At 59.0% G+C, this 19,825-nt stretch carries 20 protein-coding genes; 12 read left to right on the forward strand and 8 right to left on the reverse strand.

What is annotated here, in order from left to right; all coding sequences use genetic code 11:
* Window positions 1–7 precede the first annotated feature (7 nt).
* On the reverse strand, window positions 8–745 hold the full coding sequence (gene rutB, locus KDX37_RS04930; RefSeq protein WP_231651558.1) for a pyrimidine utilization protein B: 738 nt from the start codon (window positions 743–745) through the stop codon (window positions 8–10).
* On the reverse strand, window positions 745–1,827 hold the full coding sequence (gene rutA / locus KDX37_RS04935) for a pyrimidine utilization protein A (protein ID WP_231651559.1): 1,083 nt from the start codon (window positions 1,825–1,827) through the stop codon (window positions 745–747). Before rutA ends, rutB begins: the two co-directional genes overlap by 1 nt.
* 295 nt (window positions 1,828–2,122) lie before the next feature.
* Here rutA and rutR point away from each other — a divergent pair, with 295 nt between their 5' ends.
* The 6 genes from rutR to KDX37_RS04965 all read left to right on the forward strand — a co-directional run bounded on the left by rutR (window position 2,123) and on the right by KDX37_RS04965 (window position 8,530).
* Window positions 2,123–2,845 carry a pyrimidine utilization regulatory protein R gene (gene rutR / locus KDX37_RS04940; RefSeq protein WP_231651585.1) on the forward strand — a complete coding sequence of 241 codons (723 nt, stop codon included), beginning with the start codon at window positions 2,123–2,125 and terminating at the stop codon, window positions 2,843–2,845.
* A 239-nt stretch (window positions 2,846–3,084) separates the two neighbouring features.
* The gene (locus KDX37_RS04945) at window positions 3,085–4,176 is read left to right on the forward strand and encodes a BMP family ABC transporter substrate-binding protein (protein ID WP_231651560.1); all 1,092 of its coding nucleotides are present in this window, start codon (window positions 3,085–3,087) and stop codon (window positions 4,174–4,176) included.
* On the forward strand, window positions 4,173–5,687 hold the full coding sequence (locus KDX37_RS04950) for an ABC transporter ATP-binding protein (protein WP_231651561.1): 1,515 nt from the start codon (window positions 4,173–4,175) through the stop codon (window positions 5,685–5,687). Before KDX37_RS04945 ends, KDX37_RS04950 begins: the two co-directional genes overlap by 4 nt.
* On the forward strand, window positions 5,680–6,795 hold the full coding sequence (locus KDX37_RS04955; protein ID WP_231651562.1) for an ABC transporter permease: 1,116 nt from the start codon (window positions 5,680–5,682) through the stop codon (window positions 6,793–6,795). The genes KDX37_RS04950 and KDX37_RS04955 overlap by 8 nt, the downstream gene beginning before the upstream one ends.
* A complete protein-coding gene (locus tag KDX37_RS04960) occupies window positions 6,795–7,721 on the forward strand; it encodes an ABC transporter permease (protein WP_231651563.1) in 927 nt (308 codons plus the stop codon). The genes KDX37_RS04955 and KDX37_RS04960 overlap by 1 nt, the downstream gene beginning before the upstream one ends.
* A 101-nt stretch (window positions 7,722–7,822) precedes the next feature.
* A complete protein-coding gene (locus KDX37_RS04965; RefSeq protein ID WP_231651564.1) occupies window positions 7,823–8,530 on the forward strand; it encodes an OmpA family protein in 708 nt (235 codons plus the stop codon).
* Window positions 8,531–8,613: 83 nt separating this feature from the next.
* Here KDX37_RS04965 and KDX37_RS04970 read toward each other — a convergent pair whose 3' ends face one another.
* The 3 genes from KDX37_RS04970 to KDX37_RS04980 form a co-directional block, all read right to left on the reverse strand.
* A complete protein-coding gene (locus KDX37_RS04970) occupies window positions 8,614–9,513 on the reverse strand; it encodes an acyltransferase (RefSeq protein WP_231651565.1) in 900 nt (299 codons plus the stop codon).
* Window positions 9,514–9,578: 65 nt separating this feature from the next.
* On the reverse strand, window positions 9,579–11,669 hold the full coding sequence (gene pta / locus KDX37_RS04975) for a phosphate acetyltransferase (RefSeq protein ID WP_231651566.1): 2,091 nt from the start codon (window positions 11,667–11,669) through the stop codon (window positions 9,579–9,581).
* 90 nt (window positions 11,670–11,759) lie between these two features.
* Window positions 11,760–12,053, reverse strand: coding sequence for a DUF3565 domain-containing protein (locus KDX37_RS04980; RefSeq protein ID WP_231651567.1), 294 nt, complete (start codon window positions 12,051–12,053; stop codon window positions 11,760–11,762).
* A 13-nt stretch (window positions 12,054–12,066) separates the two neighbouring features.
* Between KDX37_RS04980 and KDX37_RS04985 the strand changes: the two genes are divergently transcribed.
* The 3 genes from KDX37_RS04985 (at window position 12,067) to KDX37_RS04995 (ending at window position 14,441) form a co-directional block, all read left to right on the forward strand.
* Window positions 12,067–12,552, forward strand: coding sequence for an FKBP-type peptidyl-prolyl cis-trans isomerase (locus KDX37_RS04985; protein WP_231651568.1), 486 nt, complete (start codon window positions 12,067–12,069; stop codon window positions 12,550–12,552).
* A gap of 130 nt (window positions 12,553–12,682) precedes the next feature.
* Entirely contained in the window at window positions 12,683–13,171 is a 489-nt protein-coding gene (locus KDX37_RS04990) for a glutathione peroxidase (protein WP_231651569.1), read from the forward strand.
* Window positions 13,172–13,337: 166 nt separating this feature from the next.
* The gene (locus tag KDX37_RS04995) at window positions 13,338–14,441 is read left to right on the forward strand and encodes an NADH:flavin oxidoreductase (RefSeq protein WP_231651570.1); all 1,104 of its coding nucleotides are present in this window, start codon (window positions 13,338–13,340) and stop codon (window positions 14,439–14,441) included.
* Here KDX37_RS04995 and KDX37_RS05000 read toward each other — a convergent pair.
* Window positions 14,410–15,624, reverse strand: a complete 1,215-nt coding sequence (locus KDX37_RS05000; RefSeq protein WP_231651571.1) for a glycosyltransferase family 4 protein — start codon at window positions 15,622–15,624, stop codon at window positions 14,410–14,412. The genes KDX37_RS04995 and KDX37_RS05000 overlap by 32 nt on opposite strands.
* Between KDX37_RS05000 and KDX37_RS05005 the strand changes: the two genes are divergently transcribed.
* Window positions 15,623–15,823 carry a hypothetical protein gene (locus KDX37_RS05005; protein WP_231651572.1) on the forward strand — a complete coding sequence of 67 codons (201 nt, stop codon included), beginning with the start codon at window positions 15,623–15,625 and terminating at the stop codon, window positions 15,821–15,823. The two genes, KDX37_RS05000 and KDX37_RS05005, sit on opposite strands and share 2 nt — an antisense overlap.
* 52 nt (window positions 15,824–15,875) lie before the next feature.
* Here the strand turns inward: KDX37_RS05005 and KDX37_RS05010 are convergent, their stop codons facing one another.
* Window positions 15,876–16,652, reverse strand: a complete 777-nt coding sequence (locus KDX37_RS05010; protein WP_231651573.1) for a DeoR/GlpR family DNA-binding transcription regulator — start codon at window positions 16,650–16,652, stop codon at window positions 15,876–15,878.
* Between the two features lie 204 nt (window positions 16,653–16,856).
* A complete protein-coding gene (gene cysZ / locus KDX37_RS05015; RefSeq protein ID WP_231651574.1) occupies window positions 16,857–17,633 on the reverse strand; it encodes a sulfate transporter CysZ in 777 nt (258 codons plus the stop codon).
* A gap of 283 nt (window positions 17,634–17,916) precedes the next feature.
* On the opposite strand from cysZ, the gene KDX37_RS05020 reads away from it, so the two are divergent.
* Together KDX37_RS05020 and trxB are read left to right on the forward strand one after the other, a co-directional pair.
* Window positions 17,917–18,516, forward strand: a complete 600-nt coding sequence (locus tag KDX37_RS05020) for a peroxiredoxin (protein ID WP_231651575.1) — start codon at window positions 17,917–17,919, stop codon at window positions 18,514–18,516.
* Between the two features lie 150 nt (window positions 18,517–18,666).
* Window positions 18,667–19,629 carry a thioredoxin-disulfide reductase gene (gene trxB / locus KDX37_RS05025; RefSeq protein ID WP_231651576.1) on the forward strand — a complete coding sequence of 321 codons (963 nt, stop codon included), beginning with the start codon at window positions 18,667–18,669 and terminating at the stop codon, window positions 19,627–19,629.
* Window positions 19,630–19,825: the final 196 nt, after the last annotated feature.

Below are 19,825 nucleotides of genomic sequence, written 5' to 3' on the forward strand. Positions count from 1 at the left end.
TGTGTCCTCACGAAGGCTGCCCGACAGGGCTGAAGGTGGTGCAGAAGTCATCAACGCTGGAAACCCAGCCGAAGAACGTTTCGATATTGAACAAGGCCGCCTGCTGGGCGAATTCGGGACCTGCCTGATGGGTGGCGTCGGCCAGTACCACGCCGAAGTACTCCAGGTGGAAGCCGTCGCGCAGGGTTGATTCAACGCATACATTGGTGGCAATGCCGGTGAACACCAGATTGCGGATGCCGCGGCTGCGCAGCACGCTGTCGAAGCTGGAGTTGAAGAAGCCGCTGTAGCGAATCTTCGGCACCACAATGTCGCCGGGTTCTGGCGTCAGTTCGTCGACCAGTTGGTAGTCCCAACCGCCCTTGGCGAGCAGTTGCCCTTCGAGCTCCGGGCGCTTGCGCATGGTTTTCAGCGCGTTGGATTTGTGCCAGTTCGGTGAGCCAGGACCGCCGGCCTCGACGTAATCTGAATCCCAGCCGTTCTGAAAGAAAATCACCGGCATGCCTGCTGCGCGGGCTGCGGCGCAGGCTTTTTTGATGTTGGCGATGACCGGGCCGGTGCTGCTGACATCAAAGCCCGCCAGGTCCAGGTAGCCGCCTTTGGACGCATAGGCATTTTGCATATCGACCACCACCAAAGCGGTTTCACCCGGCTTCATGCGCAGCGGTTCAGGCCTTGCGGGCAGCTCGCGTGCAGGTTGTTCAGGCGGGAGCATGACGCCCGCAACGTGTGCAGGAGCACTCATTACACCACCTCCTTGAGCGCGGTGATGTGCTTGCGGCTGGTCATCAGTGGCTGGATCTTCTGCCCGAAGTCCTCGACCCCTTTGACGAAATCATCAAACGTCAACATCACGCCCTGAGTGCCCGGCACCGTGGCGACTTCGTCGAGCATTCTTGCAACCGTTGCCCACGATCCCACCAGCGTGCCCATGTTGATGTTGACCGCCGAGGTCGGATCGGCCATCTGGCGCAGGTTGGAGCCTGCGCTTTTATCGGCCGATCCCTTGTCACTCAGCCAGGCGATGGCTTCCTCGTCGGCACCGTCCTTGATGTGCTCCCAGCGGGCGCGCGCCGCTTCGTCGGTGTCGTCGGCGATGATCATGAACAGCACACACGAGGTGACGTTGCGCCCGGTTTTTTCGTTGGCTTCGATCAGCTTCTGGGCCGTTGGCGCAAACGCGATCGGGGTGTTCACGCCCTTGCCAAAGCAGAAGTTGTAGTCGGCGTATTGCGCCGAAAACGCCATGCCGGCTTCGCTTTGCCCGGCACAGATCAACTTCATGTCGGCTTGCGGGCGTGGGCTGACGCGGCAGTCGTCCAGGGTGAAGTGCTCGCCCTTGAAGTCGCTGCTGCCGTTGGCCCACAGGTCACGCAGGATCTGCGCGTACTCGGCCAGGTATTCGTAGCGGGTGTGGAAAAACTCATCGCCGGGCCAAAGCCCCATCTGCTCGTATTCAGGCTTCTGCCAGCCGGTGACCAGGTTGATCCCGAAGCGACCGTTGGAGATCGAGTCGATGGTCGAGGCCATGCGCGCAGCGATGGCTGGCGGAATGGTCAGGGTGGCGACAGTGGCGAACAGCTGAATTCTGCTGGTGACGGCTGCCAGCCCGGCCATCAGCGTGAAGGATTCCAGATTGTGTTCCCAGAATTGTGTTTTACCGCCGAAGCCGCGCAGCTTGATCATCGACAGTGCAAAGTCGAAGCCGTAGCCCTCGGCTTTCTGCACGATCTGCTTGTTCAGTTCGAAGGTTGGCATGTACTGCGGCGCGTTACTGGAAATCAGCCAGCCGTTGTTTCCAATAGGGATGAAGATACCGATGTCCATATGAGGCCTCTCTGCGTGGGTCGTGGTGCAGCCCGAGGGACAATGGGCTGCACATGAACCGACGATTGCATTTAGCGGGCCATGTTTTTTTATCGTTTTAATTCATATAGTTGAGAAATCCATGCGCTTGAATCGGACCATTTGGTCCGAGTTGGAGCACTTGGTTTGTGCACGGCGCCCGCAGATGGAGCACCGTCGGGCTTTCGTCCTGCGTATCGACAAACCACCTGCGCCCGTTAAGATGCCCGCTCATTCCGGCATCACTGGTTGAAATTGCGTGAACAAGAAACCTCCTGTGACCGAGCCCGCTCTCAAGCGCGAACGCAAGGTCAAGCCCAACACTGCGGTCAAGACAACGCGTGAGCCCAGTGCCTCGTCTTTGAAACGTCGCTTGCGCCTCATGGAAGGCAAGCGCACCGCGATCCTCGATGCCGCGCTGGAGATCTTTTCCCGATACGGCGTGCATGGCAGCAGCCTTGACGAGGTCGCCAGCCTGGCGGACGTATCCAAGACCAACCTGCTTTACTACTTCAGCAGCAAAGACGACTTGTATTTGAATGTGCTGCAGCAACTGCTCGACGTATGGCTCAGCCCTCTGTTGCGGTTTACCGCCGACAAGGAGCCGGTGGAGGCGATTGGCACCTACCTTAAAGCCAAGCTGGAAATGTCCCGTGATCATCCGGCCGAGTCGCGTCTGTTCTGCATGGAAGTCATGCAGGGCGCGCCGCTGATTCACAACGAACTGCAACATCGATTGCGCGACACGGTAGAAGCCAAGACGGCGGTGATTCAGCACTGGATCGACAGCGGACAACTGGCGCCGATCAACCCGAACCACCTGATCTTTTCGCTCTGGGCGACCACCCAGCACTATGCGGATTTCCGTACCCAGGTTGAGGCTGTCACCGGCAAGACCCTGGATGACCCCGAGTTTTTCGAAGACGTGCTGGCAAGCCTGCGCAGCATGATTCTCGACGGTATCCTGCCCAGAGCTGCCAGCGTTCAGCAGCCCGCCTGACGTCCCGTAGGGGAAGCAGCGTGCCTGACAGACACGCTGCGCGCACTGTGGTCGCGCAATCCGCGTGCATCCTGCGCAAACCAAGTGCTCCAGATCAGACCATTTGATCTGCTTTTCGGCGCTTCCTGGACCCAGGTCATTGTTCCATAGCGTTTTTTCTGCGGTGGCATGGATGCTGCTAAAGCCTGCTGGTCGGCCACCTGCTGTCCTAACAGGCCATTACCTTCAGGAAAACGTCTATGTACAAGAAACTGGTGCTCGGGACATTGTGTGCGGCCGGCGCGTTCGGGACAGCCAATGTTGCCCAGGCGCAAGGATTGACCCTCAAGGGCCCTGCGAAAATCGCCATGGTGTACATCAGCCCGCGCAACGACGGTGGCTGGACGCAGGCATTCGATGAGGCGCGTCAGAAGCTGGAAAAGGATCTGGATACAAAGATTCAGTACGTGGAAAGCGTGCCTGAAAACGCAGCAGCGATCACGCCTGTGGTTGATCGTCTGATTGCTCGAGGTGCCAACATTATCGTCGGCACCGCTTTCGGTTACTCCGACACCTTCCTCGCGCTGGCTAAAAAATACCCGGATGTAGCATTCCTGAATGGCTCGGGCACAACCAACGCGTCCAACCTTGAATCGTTTTACGGCAGGACCTACGAGAGCCAATACCTGTGTGGTATGGCGGCAGGCGCAGCGTCGAAAACCGGCAAGCTGGGGTTTGTCGCGGCCAACCCGTTCGGCCAGGTCAACTGGACCATCAATGCCTATGAGCTGGGCGCGCGACAGATCAACCCGAACGCTACTGTGACGGTGATTTACACCGGCGCCTGGAACGATCCGGTCAAAGAGCGTGCCGCGACCATGGCATTGATCGACAACGGCGTCGATGTCGTCGGTCAGCACGTGGACAGCCCGACACCGCAAATCGTCGCTCAGGAACGGGGTATTCACGGTACGGGTTATCACCGTGACCTGAGCGAGTTTGCGCCCAAGGCGACCATCTGCTCCTCGATGTGGGTCTGGGACCGCTTCCTCGGGCCCGAGCTGAAGAAGGTCATGGCCGGTGACTGGACCCCTCCCGCCAACGGCGCACTGTTGTCGATGGAGCAGGGCGGTACGGACATCAGCCTGACCAGGGAGGCGATTATTTCCGAGGACAACCGCAAGAAGATTGAAGCCGAACGCGCCGAGCTACTCGCAGGTGAAAAGATTCTTTACAGCGGCCCGATGGCTGACCGCGATGGCAAGGAGCGTATTGCTGCCGGCCAGCAGATGTCTGATCCGGATCTGTGGAAAATGGACTGGTTTGTCGAAGGCGTGAAGACTCAGCAATGAGCCAGACCCATGCGCTTCAACTCACCGGTATCAGCAAGTCGTTCGATGGCTTCAAGGCGCTGAGCGATGCTGACTTCACAGCCTGCTGGGGCGAAGTGCACGCGCTGCTCGGTGAAAACGGCGCAGGCAAGTCGTCGTTGATGAACATTGCGGCAGGTCTCTACGCGCCGGAAACCGGCACGCTGCTGATTGATGACAACGTCGTCCAGTTGTATGGCCCCAAGGATGCTAGCCGCCACCGGATCGGCATGGTTCATCAGCACTTCAAGCTGGTGAAGCCGTTTACAGTGGCGCAGAACATCCTCCTGGGGCTGACCGAAAAACCGGGCGAGGGCAGCTACTGCAAACGCCTGCGTGCGCTGGAACAGGAGATTGCCAGCAAGGCCGCAGAGCTGGGCTTTGCACTGGACCCGACGCGAATCGTCGACAGCCTGTCGGTGGCCGAGCAGCAGCGTGTCGAGATCCTCAAGGTGCTGCTGGCCGGTGCCCGCATACTGATTCTCGATGAGCCGACGGCGGTGCTGACCGATCATGAGGCCGAGCGGTTGCTGACGACCGTGCAGGCGTTCGCCCGGCAAGGTGCTGCGGTGATTCTTGTCACACACAAGATGGCGGATGTGAAGCGCTATGCCGACCGTGTGACCGTGATGCGCGGTGGGCGCACTGTCCAGACCCTTGATCCGCGCAGTGTCAGTGTCGAAAGGCTGGTGCAATTGACCGTCGGCGATTCGGCTCCTGCGCCCGAACGTCAGCACTCAACGCCCGGTGAGGTGCGCTTGCAGGTGCGTGATTTACGCAGCGCTGCCGGGAATGGCCCGCTCAACGGAGTGAATCTGACCCTGCGGGCCGGGCAGATTTATAGCATTGCAGGCGTGGGTGGCAACGGTCAGGCGGAACTGGCCAATGCGCTGATGGGCTTGCCGCAGCCAACCGAAGGCGAAATTCATCTGCAGGCGTTTGGTGATTTGCGGACGGCCACGGCTGAGCAACGCCGACAATTGCGCATTGCGTCGATCCCTGCGGATCGCTATGGCGCCGCGCTGGCGGCTTCGCTGTCAGTCGCGGAAAACTTTGGCGTCGGTAACCTCCACAGCGGCCGTTTCGGCTCGTTCTGGCGGTTGCGCTACGCGCTTATGGCGCAGGATGCGCAACAGGCGGTCACGGATTTTGACGTGCAAGGGGTTCGTTCGCTGGACCAGAAGGCTGCGCTTTTATCAGGCGGCAATGCGCAGAAGCTGGTGATCGCCCGTGAGTTCAGTCGCGACCCACAACTGGTGTTGGTCCACAGCCCCAGTCGAGGCCTCGATGTGCGCGCCAGCCTGGCGGTACATGGACGTTTGCGCGCTGCTCGTGACGCAGGCGCAGCGGTATTGGTGATCAGCGAAGATCTTGATGAAGTACTGGCCTTGTCTGACCGGATCGGTGTGATGAACGGCGGGCGCATTGTCGCCGAGTTCGATCATCCCGCTGACCGTCAGGCCATTGGCAAAGCGATGGTGAGCCATGACTGAAGCGACGACGTTGCCCCCTACGGTATCTGCCCGACAACCTTTGTTGTCGCGGCGCTATGCCCTTGAACTGCGCCAACAGACCGGCTGGCCCTTGCAGGCGTTGATCATTGCATTGGCGTTACTGGTCGGGTTGGCAATCTGTACCGTGATCCTGATTCTCGCTGGTGTGCCGGCGGGCGAATTGCTCAATGAATTTGTCATGCAGACGGTATTCGATGCGCAGAACTTCAAGGCCGTACTGTTTCAGGCCTCGCCCATGATCATGGTGGGCCTGGCGGGTTGCATGGCGTTCCGGGCACGGTTCTGGAACCTCGGGCTGGAAGGCCAGATGATTTGGGGCGCCATCGGTGCCACGGCCATTTCGCTGTTTCAGATCGGCCCGGAGTTCCTGCGCCTGCCCTTGATGATGGCAGCATCAATCGTCTGCGCGCTGCTCTGGAGCCTGGGTCCGATCCTGTTGAAGCTCAAATGGCAAGTCAATGAAATCATCTCGACACTGATGCTCAACTACATTGCTGCCAACTTCCTGCTGCATCTGGTTTACGGCAGTTGGAAAGACCCGCGAGACAACTTTCCCTATTCGCCAGCCTTCCAGAGCTTTGAGCGTTTGCCTGATCTGTTGGCCGGGTACAACGCAGCGATTGTTCTGGCGTTGCTGGTCATGGGGCTGACGCTATGGTTCATCGGCATTTCTCGTGCCGGTCTGTACCTGCGTTTTGTCGATGCCAATCCCAAAGTCGCCGGGGCGGTCGGCGTGCCGGTACGCAGAATGATCATCGGTACGGTATTGCTTTCGGGTGGACTGGCCGGGCTTGCAGGCTTTGTCGTGACTTCGGGTCAAGAGGGCAGGCTGACCCAGTCGTTTTATCAGGGCTACGGTTTTTCCGGGATCCTCATTGCGTTTCTGGCCCGTAACCATCCGGTGGCGGCCACTGTGGTTGCGTTGTTGATTGCCATGCTGTTTGTGGCAGGACGCAATTTGCAGGTGTTCTACCAGATACCTTTTTCGATGGTGCAACTGATCCAGGCCATTCTGGTGATCTGTGTCGCGTCATCGGATTTTTTCATCCGCCACCGTTTGCGTCGCATTCAGGCAGGAGAACATTGATGGACCTGATTTCTCACTGGCTCGGCAGTGCGCCTGACTTCGCTGTGCCGTTTGCGCTGGCGGCACTGGGACTGATCATTATCGAGCGCAGCGGCGTGCTGGCGCTGGGCGTCGAAGGCCTGATGCTGGTGGGCGCGCTCGCCGGCATCGGCATGCAATTGAGTCTGGGTGTGCCGGGTGTTTCGTTGCTGGCGTCGATGGCGGCGGCGGGCGTGGTGTCGCTGCTGTTCGCGCTGATGGTGCTGGTGCTGCGGATCAATCAGGTGATCGCCGGGCTGGCGCTGGTGTTCTTTTGCCAGGGGCTGACCGGTTTGCTGGGTACCTTGCTGGGCTGGACCAATCGCCCGGTCAGCGGCTTGCAGGCCATCGAGATCTGGCCGCTGTCGGAGCTGCCCGTGGTGGGCAAGGTGTTTGTCCAGAATCCGCTGGTGTACCTGACGGTGCTGATGTTCATCGCGGTCGTCTGGCTGCTGGACAGAACGCGTACCGGTCTGCGCTTGCGGGCCGTCGGTGAAAACCCGCAGGCCGCAGACGCCGCAGGTATTTCGGTGCTGGGGTATCGGTTGGCAGCTATTGTTGCAGGCTCTGCGTTGATGGGCCTGACGGGCGGTTTCATTGCCGTACTGAGCACCAAGATGTGGATTGCCGACATGACGGGCGGCCGAGGCTGGATCGCCGTTTCGCTGGTGATCTTCGCCCGCTGGTCACCCTGGCGGGCGCTCGCCGGAGCCTTGTTGTTTGGTGGAATTGAAGCGCTGATTCCACAACTCGCTGCGACAGGTGTACGACTGCCACAGTACTTCGTGTTGATGACACCTTACGCTGTCACCTTGCTGGTCATGGTCTGGGTCGCTTCCGGAAAGCGGCCCTCCGCAAGCCAGCCCGGCGCATTGGGTGAGCCCTTTATTCGTGAGGAGCGACGGTGATGGCAAATGGCGCTTGGCGGTTCAGGAGGCGTTAAGGAATTTTTGACAGTCGGCATGCTCTAATCCGGTCAATAGCGTTCGTTAAAACCAGGAGCATCTGAATGTTCACCTCGCGTCGTTTGATCATTGTCGCTACTGCTGTCGCCATGCTGTCTGGCTGTGCGACATCGTCCAATCCCTATGACAATCAAGGCCAGGCCCAAAGCTCCGGAGGTATGAACAAAACGGCGAAATATGGTGGGCTGGGTGCGCTCGCGGGTGCTTTGGCGGGTGCGGCAATCGATCATAACAGCCGCGGCAAGGGTGCCTTGATCGGCGCTGCTGTGGTGGGTGCTGCTTCGGCCGGTTATGGCTATTACGCTGACAAGCAGGAAGCCGCTCTTCGGGCGAGCATGGCCAATACCGGTGTCGAGGTGCAACGTCAGGGTGATCAGATCAAGCTGATCATGCCAGGCAATATCACCTTCGCGACCGATTCGTCAGCGATTGCCAGCAGCTTTTACTCGCCGCTCAATAACCTCGGCAACTCGTTGAAGCAGTTCAATCAGAGCAATATCGAGATCATTGGTTACACCGACAGCACAGGCAGCCGCCAGCACAACATGGACCTGTCGCAGCAACGCGCGCAGAGCGTTGCCACCTATCTGACCTCGCAAGGCGTTGACCAGTGGCACTTGTCGGTTCGTGGTGCAGGCCCTGACCAGCCGATTGCCAGTAATGCCGACGCCAATGGCCGTGCACAGAACCGTCGTGTAGAGGTCAACCTCAAGCCGATTCCGGGTCAGCAATACCAGCAGTATCAGCAATAAGCCAAAAGGCCGGTCTATCCCTTGGACAGACCGGCCTTTTGATGATTTTCAGGCGCATTCTCTGATGCCGAAAGCGTGCCCGGCTATTTGCGATATTGCTCGTGAATAGTGCCCAGTAACCGATCCTTCTCTTCCCACAACGCATTGATCCACTGCTGGAATTCCAGACGGTATTCACCGTCCTGTTCGTAGTTCTTGCCAATGAACTGCGGCGGAATCCTGATCTCTTCAAAGTGGGCAACCACGTCCTTCACATTCCCGCACAACAGGTCCCAGTAGCCCGGCTGACCGCCAGGGTAGTGGATGGTCACGTTGATGATCGACTTCAGTTGATCACCCATTGCATCCAGTACGAACGCGATACCACCCGCCTTGGGCTTGAGCAAGTGGCGGAACGGGGAGTTCTGCTCGGCATGCTTGCCAGCCGTAAAGCGTGTGCCCTCTGCGAAGTTGAAAATCCCCACCGGGTTGTGCCGGAATTTGGCACAGGTACGGCGCGTGGTTTCCAGGTCCTTGCCTTTCTTTTCCGGGTGTTTGGCCAGGTAGGCTTTGGAATAGCGCTTCATGAACGGAAAGCCCAGTGCCCACCAGGCTGGCCCGATGACAGGCACCCAGATCAATTCCTGCTTGAGGAAGAATTTCAGCGGGCGAATGCGTCGGTTGAGCAGGTACTGCAACACCATGATGTCGACCCAGCTCTGGTGGTTGCTGGTCACCAGATACGAGTGTTTGTAATCCAGCCCCTCCATACCGCTCAGGTGCCAGCGGGTATGGCCGAGCAGTCTGATCCAGGCGTTGTTGTTGCCGATCCAGGTTTCCTGGATATGGCTCATCAGCCAGTCGGTGAAGCGTTGGGCAGCCCGGAAGGGCAGACAGATCTTGAAGACCGTGACCACGAACAGCACCGTACACAGGACGATGGTGTTCAGCGCCAACAGCAGCGAGGCAATCACGCCACGCAAGGGGGCAGGCAGGAAATCCATGAAGGATCAGGCTCCAGAGAAGTAATAGGACGCCGCAGAATCACCTGCGGCGTCGTTAAGGTGTATCAGGAAAGTGTGTCTGCCTGTATCGCAGTCAGTGCGATGGTGTAGACGATGTCGTCGACCTGAGCGCCGCGCGGCAGATCGTTCACCGGCTTGCGCAGGCCTTGCAGCATCGGGCCCAGGCTGACGCAGTCGGCGCTGCGCTGAACGGCCTTGTACGTGGTATTGCCGGTGTTCAGGTCAGGGAACACGAACACATTCGCACGGCCGGCAACCGGGCTGTCCGGCGCCAGTTGGCGGGCGACCAGCTCATTGGCGGCGGCATCATACTGTAGCGGCCCATCGATCAACAGATCCCGCTTGGTTTCGCGCGCCAGTTGCGTGGCTTCGCGCACTTTCTCGACTTCTTCGCCGCTGGCGGAGTTGCCGCTGGAATAGCTGATCATCGCCACACGCGGCGAAATACCGAACGCGACGGCCGAATCGGCGCTCTGCAATGCTATTTCGGCGAGCTCGCTGGCGCTCGGATGCGGGTTCATGATGCAGTCGCCGTACACCAGCACCTGCTCGGGGAACAGCATGAAGAACACCGAGGACACCAGCGTGCAGCCCGGCGCCGTCTTGATCAATTGCAGGGCCGGGCGAATGGTATTGGCCGTGGAGTGAATGACGCCGGAAACCAGGCCGTCCACTTCGTCCAGCGCCAGCATCACGGTGCCGATCACAACCGGGTCTTCCAATTGCTGCTCGGCCATGGGCGCATTGAGGCTCTTGCTCTTGCGCAGTTCCACCATCGGCGCGACGTAGCGCTCACGGATGACGTCCGGGTCCAGAATCTCCAGCCCCGGCGGCAGTTCAATGCCGTGCGCCTGGGCGACGGCGTGCACTTCCTCGGGTTTGGCGAGCAATACACAACGGGCGATGCCACGGGCCTGACAGATCGCAGCAGCCTGAATGGTCAGCGGCTCGTTGCCTTCCGGCAGGACAATGCGCTTGTTGGCCGACTGGGCTCGCTGGATCAACTGATAACGGAATACGGCAGGCGACAGGCGCAGCTCGCGTGGCGTGCCACAGCGTTGATGCAACCAGCCGGCATCCAGATGGCTGGCGACAAAGTCAGTGATGATTTCCGCGCGCTCGCGGTCGTCGATCGGGATTTCCTTGTTCAACTGGTTGAGGCGATTCGCTGTGTCATAAGAACCGGTGCTCACCGACAGCACTGGCAGGCCCGCCTGCAGCGCGCCCCGGCACAGATCCATAATGCGTGGGTCCGGCACGGTGTCGCTGGTCAACAGCAGCCCCGCCAATGGCACGCCGTTCATGGCCGCGAGGCTGACAGCCAATATGATGTCATCGCGGTCGCCGGGCGTCACGACCAGGACGCCGGGCTTGAGCAGCGGCACGGTATTGAGCACCGTGCGTGCGCAGATGATGATTCTGGACATGCGGCGCTGATCGTAGTCACCCGCATTCAGTACCTGAGCGCCCAGCAGTTCGGCCACGTCACGGGTACGCGGTGCGTTGAGTTCAGCCTGATACGGGATACATCCCAACAACCTGAAATCACCGTTGCGCAGCAGTGGCGAGTGTTCCTTGAGGCGTGCGGCGAACGCCTCCATGCTCTCGTCGGTGCGCACCTTGTTGAGGATCACGCCCAACACTTTCGGGTCCTTGGGCCCGCCAAACAGTTGCGCCTGCAGCTCGACACGGCCCGACAGGTCGGCAAGCACTTCGTTTTCCGGGGCGGACACCAGAATCACTTCTGCATCCAGGCTCTTGGCCAGGTGCAAGTTGACCCGCGCCGCATAGCTTGCGCTTCGGGTAGGCACCATGCCTTCCACCACCAGCACGTCCTTGCCGACGGCGGCCTGCTGATAAAGGCTGATGATTTCTTCGAGCAACTCGTCGAGCTGCCCGTCGCCCAGCATACGCTCGACATGCGCCAGCCCCAGCGGCTTGGGCGGTTTGAGGCCATGGGTACGGGCCATCAGTTCGGTCGAGCGCTCAGGGCCCAGATCGCCGGGATGTGGCTGGGCTATCGGCTTGAAAAAACCTACTTTCAGGCCGGCGCGCTCCAGGGTGCGCACCAGGCCAAGGCTGATGGAGGTCAACCCCACGCCAAAGTCTGTGGGGGCAATGAAAAACGTCTGCATACTGGCTTCTCGATTGAGCAGTGCAAGGGTCGCCGCGAACGTCAACAACGTGCGACCAGAATAAGTCAGGGAACCGTCTGATGCGGTTCCTCATTCGCCAAGACTATCGTTATCCGACGCTTTAGCACACCAGCCACAGTAAAAGCCCTGGCCGATTTTTTGTTGACGCTGGACAGGGTCCAGCACCCAGGCGCGCGACTGCCATGGCGGCTGGTGTCGCAGGTGCTGGGTGTGGCCGCAGGACAGTACCGCAAACCAGTGACTGTCTTCATCCTGTCGAAATTCTATAACCGTTGAATTTTCCAATACCGGCCGTCTGTCAGAGTTGCGTTCGCTTTCGGGCGATGGCTTGGTTAAACTTGCTCGTTCTTCAATCTTAAGCAAAGGTCTTGTCCCCATGCCGATCGCCGCCAATAAGGCTGTCTCCATTGACTATACCCTGACCAACGACGCTGGTGAGGTCATCGACAGCTCCGCCGGTGGCGCGCCGCTGGTCTACCTGCAAGGCGCAGGTAACATCATTCCAGGCCTGGAAAAGGCTCTGGACGGCAAGAACGTTGGTGACGAATTGAAAGTCGCTGTCGAGCCGGAAGACGCATACGGTGAATACTCCGCCGAACTGGTCAGCACTCTGAGCCGCAGCATGTTCGAAGGCGTCGATGAACTCGAAGTGGGCATGCAGTTCCACGCTTTGGGCCCTGACGGCAGCATGCAGATCGTGACCATTCGTGATCTGGACGGTGATGACGTGACGGTTGACGGTAACCACCCGCTCGCCGGTCAGCGCCTGAATTTCGAAGTCAAGGTCGTCAATATCCGTGATGCCGGCGAAGAAGAAATGGCGCATGGCCACGTTCATGGCGAAGGCGGCCATCAACACTGATTTGTGCTGCTAAGCTCAGGTCACTGACAAAGGCGCTTTGGCTGTTTTGCGATGACGACTTTCGTTACGCGATCAGCCATTGCGCCTTTTCGGGTTATGGCTCAAGGCATTTGGCTTCAAGGGGGTTCTCATGAGTGCTTTTCACGACATCAAATTGAAAGCGCTGGATGGTCAGGAGCTACCGCTGACACCTTTCAAGAACAAGGCGGTTCTGGTGGTCAACGTCGCGTCCAAATGCGGCCTGACTCCGCAGTACGCAGCGCTTGAAAACCTGTATCAGCAGTACAAGGACCAGGGGCTCATGATACTGGGCCTGCCCTGCAATCAGTTTGCAGGTCAGGAGCCTGGCACCGAAGCCGAGATTGCAGAGTTCTGCCAGCTCAACTATGGCGTAACGTTCCCGCTGGGTGAAAAGCTCGACGTCAACGGACCGAATCGTCATCAGCTCTACCGCCTTCTGGCGGGCGAAGGGGCGGAGTTTCCGGGGGACATTACCTGGAACTTCGAGAAGTTTCTGGTTCGCCAGAGCGGTGAAGTGATCGCGCGTTTCTCGCCGCGCACTGCACCCTATGATCCTGCCGTCATTCAGGCAATCGAAAAAGCGCTGGGCCTGCATTGATCGCAGGCCGGGCGGCCCAGGCGCTTTCTGGGCTTTTCCGCTTCTGAACTAAAATCAGCCAAATCAATAGTACTGTGCCAGTGTCATGGCCAGCACTATGCTGCGCCTCTGATTCGGCGCCCGGCGTCCGGTCATTCCCGATCCCTTCCTTCCGGAGACACCGCGCATGTCGATAGACGCCTTGTTCAAACCCTTTCATTTGGGCAGCCTGGCGTTATCGTCGCGCGTGGTGATGGCGCCCATGACGCGCTCGTTTTCGCCAGGGCACGTACCGAACTCCAAGGTCGTCGAATACTACCGACGTCGTGCGGCGGCAGGCGTCGGCCTGATCATTACCGAAGGTACGACGGTCAATCACTGTGCTTCCAACGGCTACCCCAATGTCCCTCAGTTTTTCGGTGAAGCGTCCCTGGCAGGCTGGAAAAAGGTCGTGGAGGCCGTGCATGCGGAAGGTGGCAAGATCGCCCCGCAGCTCTGGCACGTAGGTGCTGTGCGTCGCCTGGGCACCGAACCTGACGGCAACGTGCCTGCTTATGGTCCGATGGAAAAACTCAAGGACGGTCAGGTGCTGGTGCACGGCATGACCCAGTCGGACATCGACGAGGTGGTGGCTGCATTTGCTCAGGCAGCAGCGGACGCCAAGGCCATCGGTATGGACGGTGTCGAGATCCACGGTGCGCACGGTTACCTGATTGATCAGTTCTTCTGGGAAGGCAGCAATCAGCGTACCGACGGCTACGGCGGCAGCCTCGCCAACCGCTCACGCTTTGCCATCGAACTGATTCAGGCGGTTCGCGCAGCAGTGGGCGAGGGTTACCCGATCATCTTCCGTTTTTCACAATGGAAGCAGCAGGACTACAGTGCGCGTCTGGTGCAAACGCCCGAGGCACTGGCCGAGTTTCTTCAGCCGCTATCCGATGCGGGCGTAGACATTTTTCACTGCTCTACTCGGCGTTTCTGGGAGCCGGAATTCGAAGGTTCCGAGCTGAACCTGGCAGGCTGGACACGCAAGCTGACCGCCAAACCGACCATCACCGTAGGCAGCGTCGGTCTGGACGGCGAGTTTCTGCAGTTCATGGTCAATACCGACAAGGTCGCGCAACCGGCCAGCCTGGAAAATCTGCTGGAGCGGCTGGGCAACGACGAGTTCGATCTGGTGGCTGTCGGGCGTGCTCTGCTGGTCGATCCGGAATGGGCCAGCAAGGTCCGCAACGGACGTGAGCAGGATATTCTGCCGTTCAGTCGAGAGGCACTGACGACGTTGGTGTGACCTCTGCACGGCCTGGTTGCTCAGCCTCGAACGGTTCTTTTCGCGGCGGGCAGGCCTCAAGCAGCTGACGCTCGAACTGATCGATGATCGCTGGCCAGCCCTGCCGGCTCGCATGTTGCCGGGCATTGAGGCGTACCCGGCGCAGGGTCTCGATGTCTTCGAGCAGCCAGCATGCAGCGTCGATGAATGCTTCTTCATCACCCGGCATGGCCAGTGCGCCGTTGTGGCCGTGACGGATGTGCTGACCCGCCGCCGCTTCGTCGTACGCCACTACTCCCAGCCCTGAAGCCAGCGCCTCCAGCACCACGTTGCCGAAGGTTTCGGTCAGGCTGGGGAACAGAAACATGTCCCCTGAGGCGTAATGCGCGGCCAACGCTTCGCCGCGCTGAGTCCCGCAGAAAATGGCATCTGGTATTTGCTGTTCCAGCGGTGCGCGCTGGGGGCCATCACCAATGATGATCAGCTTGATGTTTCGCTGCGGGTGGCGTTCCTTGAGCGCCTCGAAGCTGCTTTTGAGCAGGCCCAGATTTTTCTCCGGTGCCAGTCGACCGACATGGATGACGCCTGTATCGCCGGCACGCAGGCCCCAATTGTCGCGCAGTGTCTGGGAGCGCTTCGACGGGTGGAACAGTTGACTGTCCACGCCGCGAGAGAGCAGTTCGATCCGCTCGAACCCACGGCGCTCCAGCTCCATTTTCTGGCTGACGCTGGGCACCAGCGTGACCCGCGAACGGTTGTGAAACCAGCGCAGGTAGTGCGTCAGCAGGCGAGTAATGAAGCCCATGCCGTACTGCTGTGTGTATTGCGGAAAGTTGGTGTGAAAGCCGCTGATCACTGCGATCCCCAGCCGCCTTGCAGCCCGCAGCGCGGAAAGTCCCAACGGGCCCTCTGTTGCGATGTACAGCACATCCGGGCGTTTGCGCTGCCAGCGGCGCAGCAGCTTGTGCATGGACGACTGGCCCCATTGCAACCCTGGATAACCCGGAATCGGCCATCCTCGACACAGCATCAGATCATCGGCAGTGCCCGCCAGCGTCTCGTCAGTCTGTCGCGGCCGAACCAGTTCGACTCGATGCCCACGCAACCGCAGCCCGTCACACAGCCTCCCCAGTGTATTGGCGACACCGTTGATCTCGGGGGAAAAGGTTTCAGTGATAAGGGTGACATTAAGAAATTGGCTCATGAAAACAGTGTCGACCGATTACATGTCGCTCATGTGGCGGGTTTGTGATGGATTTGTGATCGTGGAAACCAGCGAGTACAAGGTTTCAGGATTCGATTTCTTTATTGATTTCATGGCGCCAGATGACGAATGGGCTGTCACCTGGCTGGGCTGCCGTGTCCGACAACCCTTTGGCAGGACGCGAGATGTAAATAACTGAAGCGCTGACGTCTGAATCTGCAGGTAGCCGGATACGGCGGTCTGCGCCGGTTTCAGCGAGCAGTCACGATGTTGGGGATTCTTGAGAAAAACGGCTCCAGCCTTTCTCGCGGAGGGTCGTGTTCAACGATAAGGGTCGCCACCTCCTCGCATTGTGCGACTTGATAATGCGCAACACTGGACAGTTTTTCGTTGGTCACCGCGACCAGCACTTGCCCGCTTGCTGCGACCATTGCGCGTTTGAAGTCAGCGTCTTCCAGTTCGAACGCGGTAATACCGTTGTCAGGGTCGATAGCGCAAGCGCCTATAAAGCAACAGTCAAAGTGGAACTGTCGTAATTCCTGTACAGCTCTCAACCCTGTCACGCCACCGGTGACTGGGTGTACACGGCCCCCCAGCAGAATGACCTCGGCGCGTTGCAGCTTCATCAATTGCACGGCAATCAATGGCGAGTTGGTGGTCACGGTGAGCTGCAAAAGCGGGTCAATCGCTGAGGCGATCGCCATATTTGTCGAGCCCGCGTCTATAAAAACATGTTGCCCAGCAGACAAAAGCGAAGCGGCGGCCTGCCCCAGAGTGTGTTTGCGCGAAGAGTCCTGAAGTACCCGGACATCCAAAGGGTCTTCAGTCTCACGCATCAGGATTGCGCCGCCGTAAACCCGCTTGCACAGCCCGGCAGCCGCCAGGGCACTCAGATCGCGTCGTATGGAATGCTCTGACACACCGAACTCGGTGGCCAGATCAGAGGCGATCACGCGGCCGTACAGGCCCAGCCGCTCTTGTATCAAGCGCTGGCGCTCGCCAGGAAACGCTTCGAGTGAATAACTCATATCGTCAGACTCTGCATAAGTGCTCATTACCGAGCGGAAGCGAGCATCAATATGCGAGTTATCGTTCCTGGCGTCAACAGCGACCGCGATTGGGCGCGCAATCGTCTGACTGGGCTATCTGAAATCATCTGGCCGGGTGGCCGGGAAGACGTTGCCTACCCGCTCGAGCAGCAGCGTGTTGGCACGGTCCCCCGTGTTGTTGAATTACCGGGGAGTGGGTGTTCGATCCGGCGTAGGCGAGTTCAACGCATCAGCCCCTCGCTCTCTCACCCAGAACAGGGTCGCGCCCGCCACTGCCGCTGGCATCATCAGCACGTTGACCACGGGTATCAGCAGCGCGACGTAGACGATCCCGCCGAAGCTCAGGCTTTGCCAGCGTTTGCTTTTGAGCCAGGCGAGCATTTCGTTCCAGCCCAGTTTGTGGTTGTCGGCGGGATAGTCGATGTATTGGATCGCCATCATCCAGATGCCGAACAGTAGCCACAGAGGTGCGGCAATGATGTTCACCACCGGGATGAAGGACAGGATGAACAACCCGAGCATGCGCGGCAGCATGTAGCTGAGCTTGCGGGCCTCGCGGGTGAGGGTACGCGGGACCATGGCGATCAGTTCGGTCCAGCTGAATGCCGGCGAGTCGTCGACACCTCGAACGACAGCTTCGACTTTTTCGGACAGAAACCCGTTGAACGGTGCGGCAATGATGTTGGCGACCATGGTGAAGGTGAAAAACACCATCAGCAGCACCAGCGCCACGAAAAGCGGCCAGAGGATGTAACTGAGAAAGCTCAGCCAATGGGGAAGGGTGGGCATGAACGCGTCCACCCACAATTCGAACTGGTGAATGGCCAGATAGATCAATCCGCAGAACAGTACCAGGTTGATACTCAGGGGCAGCAGCACGAACAGACGCAGGCCGGGGCTGAGTACCAGTTTCAGGCCTTCCTTGAGGTATTGCGGGCCGCTGAGGGCGGGAGCAGGCATGGCAGCCTCCGAGAGCTCGAAAGGCGTGACCTTACCGGCTTTGGGTTACGGGTGAAAGAGGCGTGGCGCGGCATTTACGGCCACCTTGCACGGCACGCAGCAGCCGATGGCCAGATGCGCAGTAGCCTGACCGCAGGCGATGAATTTTACAGCTCGCTCTCCATCTCTATATAGATGTCGCCTATGAGGTGGATTGTGAAACGATATTTCCTTAACCTCTCTGATCCCGATAGTCTTGTCAGCAATTTCAGGACCTGTCCTTTCAATTTTCATGGAGTTATCAATGAGCGTACTGGTAAACAAGCTTGCCCCGGATTTCGACGCAGCAGCGGTACTGGGCGACGGCCAGATCGTTGACAGTTTCAAGTTGTCTTCCCTGCGCGGTAAATACGTGGTCTTGTTTTTCTGGCCTCTGGATTTCACCTTTGTCTGCCCTTCGGAAATCATTGCCCACAACAACCGCATCGCGAAATTCCGCGAGCTGGGTGTCGAGGTGGTTGGCGTTTCCATTGATTCGCAATTCACCCACTTTGCGTGGCGCAGTACCCCCGTTGAAAAAGGCGGTATCGGTGAAGTCGAGTTCACGATGGTGGCCGACGTCAAACACGAGATCACTCGGGCCTATGGGATCGAGCATGACGACGGCGTTGCATTGCGCGCTTCGTTCCTGATCGACAAGGCTGGTGTTGTACAGCACCAAGTGGTCAACAACTTGCCACTGGGCCGTGATGTGGACGACATGGTTCGTCTGGTCGAAGCGCTGCAGTTCACCGAAGAGCACGGTGAAGTCTGCCCAGCGGGCTGGCGTCCGGGCCAGAAAGGCATGAAGGCAGACGCCCAGGGCGTTGCCGACTACCTGGCCTCGAACGCCAAGACTCTGTAATCGACGGTTGCGGTTCGGCTTGCATGCCGGCCGCAACGTCAGAATTGTCAGGGCTGCCGAGCCATACGACCCTTTCAGGGTGGTACGGCGGCTCTTCTTGTCCAGCCGTCCCGGCCGCGGCGTAAAACGGCCGGTCGTTAGGAGTGTGTCATGTCAGACGTACGTCATTCCCGAGTGATTATTCTCGGCTCCGGCCCTGCCGGTTACAGCGCTGCGGTCTATGCTGCCCGCGCCAACCTCAAGCCACTGCTGATCACCGGCATGCAGGCTGGCGGTCAATTGACCACGACCACTGAAGTCGATAACTGGCCAGGTGACCCGCATGGTCTGACCGGTCCGGTGTTGATGGAGCGCATGCGCGAGCACGCTGAGCGTTTCGAAACCGAAATCGTTTTTGACCACATCAACTCTGTTGATCTGGCTGGCAAGCCGTTCAGTCTTCAAGGCGACAGCGCTACCTATACCTGCGATGCACTGATCATCGCGACGGGTGCCAGCGCCCGTTACCTCGGTCTGCCGTCGGAAGAGGCGTTCATGGGCAAGGGTGTTTCGGCCTGTGCAACCTGCGATGGTTTCTTCTATCGCAACCGTGAAGTCGCGGTGGTCGGGGGTGGCAACACGGCGGTAGAAGAGGCGCTTTACCTGGCCAATATCGCCAGCAAGGTCACCCTGGTTCACCGTCGCGAAACCTTCCGCGCCGAGAAGATCCTGATCGACAAGCTGCATGCGCGTGTCGCTGAAGGCAAGATCGTGCTCAAGCTCAACGCCACACTGGACGAGGTGCTGGGCGACAACATGGGCGTGACCGGTGCTCGCCTGAAGAACAACGACGGCAGCAGCGACGAGCTGAAAGTCGATGGCGTGTTTATCGCGATCGGCCATACCCCGAACACTTCCCTGTTCGACGGTCAGTTGGCGTTGAAGGACGGCTACATGGTTGTGCACGGCGGCCGTGAAGGCAACGCGACTGCAACCAGCGTCGAGGGTGTGTTTGCCGCTGGCGACGTGGCCGACCACGTTTACCGTCAGGCCATCACCTCTGCAGGTGCAGGCTGCATGGCGGCACTGGACGTAGAGCGCTATCTGGACGGTCTGGCTGACGCGACGTTCTGATTGCGTTCACCATACAGATGTAAAAAAACCGGCTCTTGAGCCTAATACTGTTCACTTAAGCATTTGAGTCCAGGCCGGGCTTTATAGAGAATCCGATGTCAGACCTCTGGCATCGGATTTTTTATGCCCATTCAGCAGCAATTGCTCGACCTCGGCGATCTCTTCAATTTTTCTGACCTAAGCACTTTTACTCAGA

This window comes from Pseudomonas californiensis, from assembly GCF_021147775.1.
Taxonomy (GTDB): domain Bacteria; phylum Pseudomonadota; class Gammaproteobacteria; order Pseudomonadales; family Pseudomonadaceae; genus Aquipseudomonas; species Aquipseudomonas californiensis.

Bases quoted from the DNA above. Each gene is read 5' to 3' on its own strand.
- rutB (WP_231651558.1), bottom strand. From the start codon at position 745: ATGAGTGCTCCTGCACACGTTGCGGGCGTCATGCTCCCGCCTGAACAA.
- rutA (WP_231651559.1), bottom strand. From the start codon at position 1,827: ATGGACATCGGTATCTTCATCCCTATTGGAAACAACGGCTGGCTGATT.
- KDX37_RS04945 (WP_231651560.1), top strand. From the start codon at position 3,085: ATGTACAAGAAACTGGTGCTCGGGACATTGTGTGCGGCCGGCGCGTTC.
- KDX37_RS04950 (WP_231651561.1), top strand. From the start codon at position 4,173: ATGAGCCAGACCCATGCGCTTCAACTCACCGGTATCAGCAAGTCGTTC.
- KDX37_RS04955 (WP_231651562.1), top strand. From the start codon at position 5,680: ATGACTGAAGCGACGACGTTGCCCCCTACGGTATCTGCCCGACAACCT.
- KDX37_RS04960 (WP_231651563.1), top strand. From the start codon at position 6,795: ATGGACCTGATTTCTCACTGGCTCGGCAGTGCGCCTGACTTCGCTGTG.
- KDX37_RS04965 (WP_231651564.1), top strand. From the start codon at position 7,823: ATGTTCACCTCGCGTCGTTTGATCATTGTCGCTACTGCTGTCGCCATG.
- KDX37_RS04970 (WP_231651565.1), bottom strand. From the start codon at position 9,513: ATGGATTTCCTGCCTGCCCCCTTGCGTGGCGTGATTGCCTCGCTGCTG.
- pta (WP_231651566.1), bottom strand. From the start codon at position 11,669: ATGCAGACGTTTTTCATTGCCCCCACAGACTTTGGCGTGGGGTTGACC.
- KDX37_RS04985 (WP_231651568.1), top strand. From the start codon at position 12,067: ATGCCGATCGCCGCCAATAAGGCTGTCTCCATTGACTATACCCTGACC.
- KDX37_RS04990 (WP_231651569.1), top strand. From the start codon at position 12,683: ATGAGTGCTTTTCACGACATCAAATTGAAAGCGCTGGATGGTCAGGAG.
- KDX37_RS04995 (WP_231651570.1), top strand. From the start codon at position 13,338: ATGTCGATAGACGCCTTGTTCAAACCCTTTCATTTGGGCAGCCTGGCG.
- KDX37_RS05005 (WP_231651572.1), top strand. From the start codon at position 15,623: ATGAAAACAGTGTCGACCGATTACATGTCGCTCATGTGGCGGGTTTGT.
- KDX37_RS05000 (WP_231651571.1), bottom strand. From the start codon at position 15,624: ATGAGCCAATTTCTTAATGTCACCCTTATCACTGAAACCTTTTCCCCC.
- KDX37_RS05010 (WP_231651573.1), bottom strand. From the start codon at position 16,652: ATGAGTTATTCACTCGAAGCGTTTCCTGGCGAGCGCCAGCGCTTGATA.
- cysZ (WP_231651574.1), bottom strand. From the start codon at position 17,633: ATGCCTGCTCCCGCCCTCAGCGGCCCGCAATACCTCAAGGAAGGCCTG.
- KDX37_RS05020 (WP_231651575.1), top strand. From the start codon at position 17,917: ATGAGCGTACTGGTAAACAAGCTTGCCCCGGATTTCGACGCAGCAGCG.
- trxB (WP_231651576.1), top strand. From the start codon at position 18,667: ATGTCAGACGTACGTCATTCCCGAGTGATTATTCTCGGCTCCGGCCCT.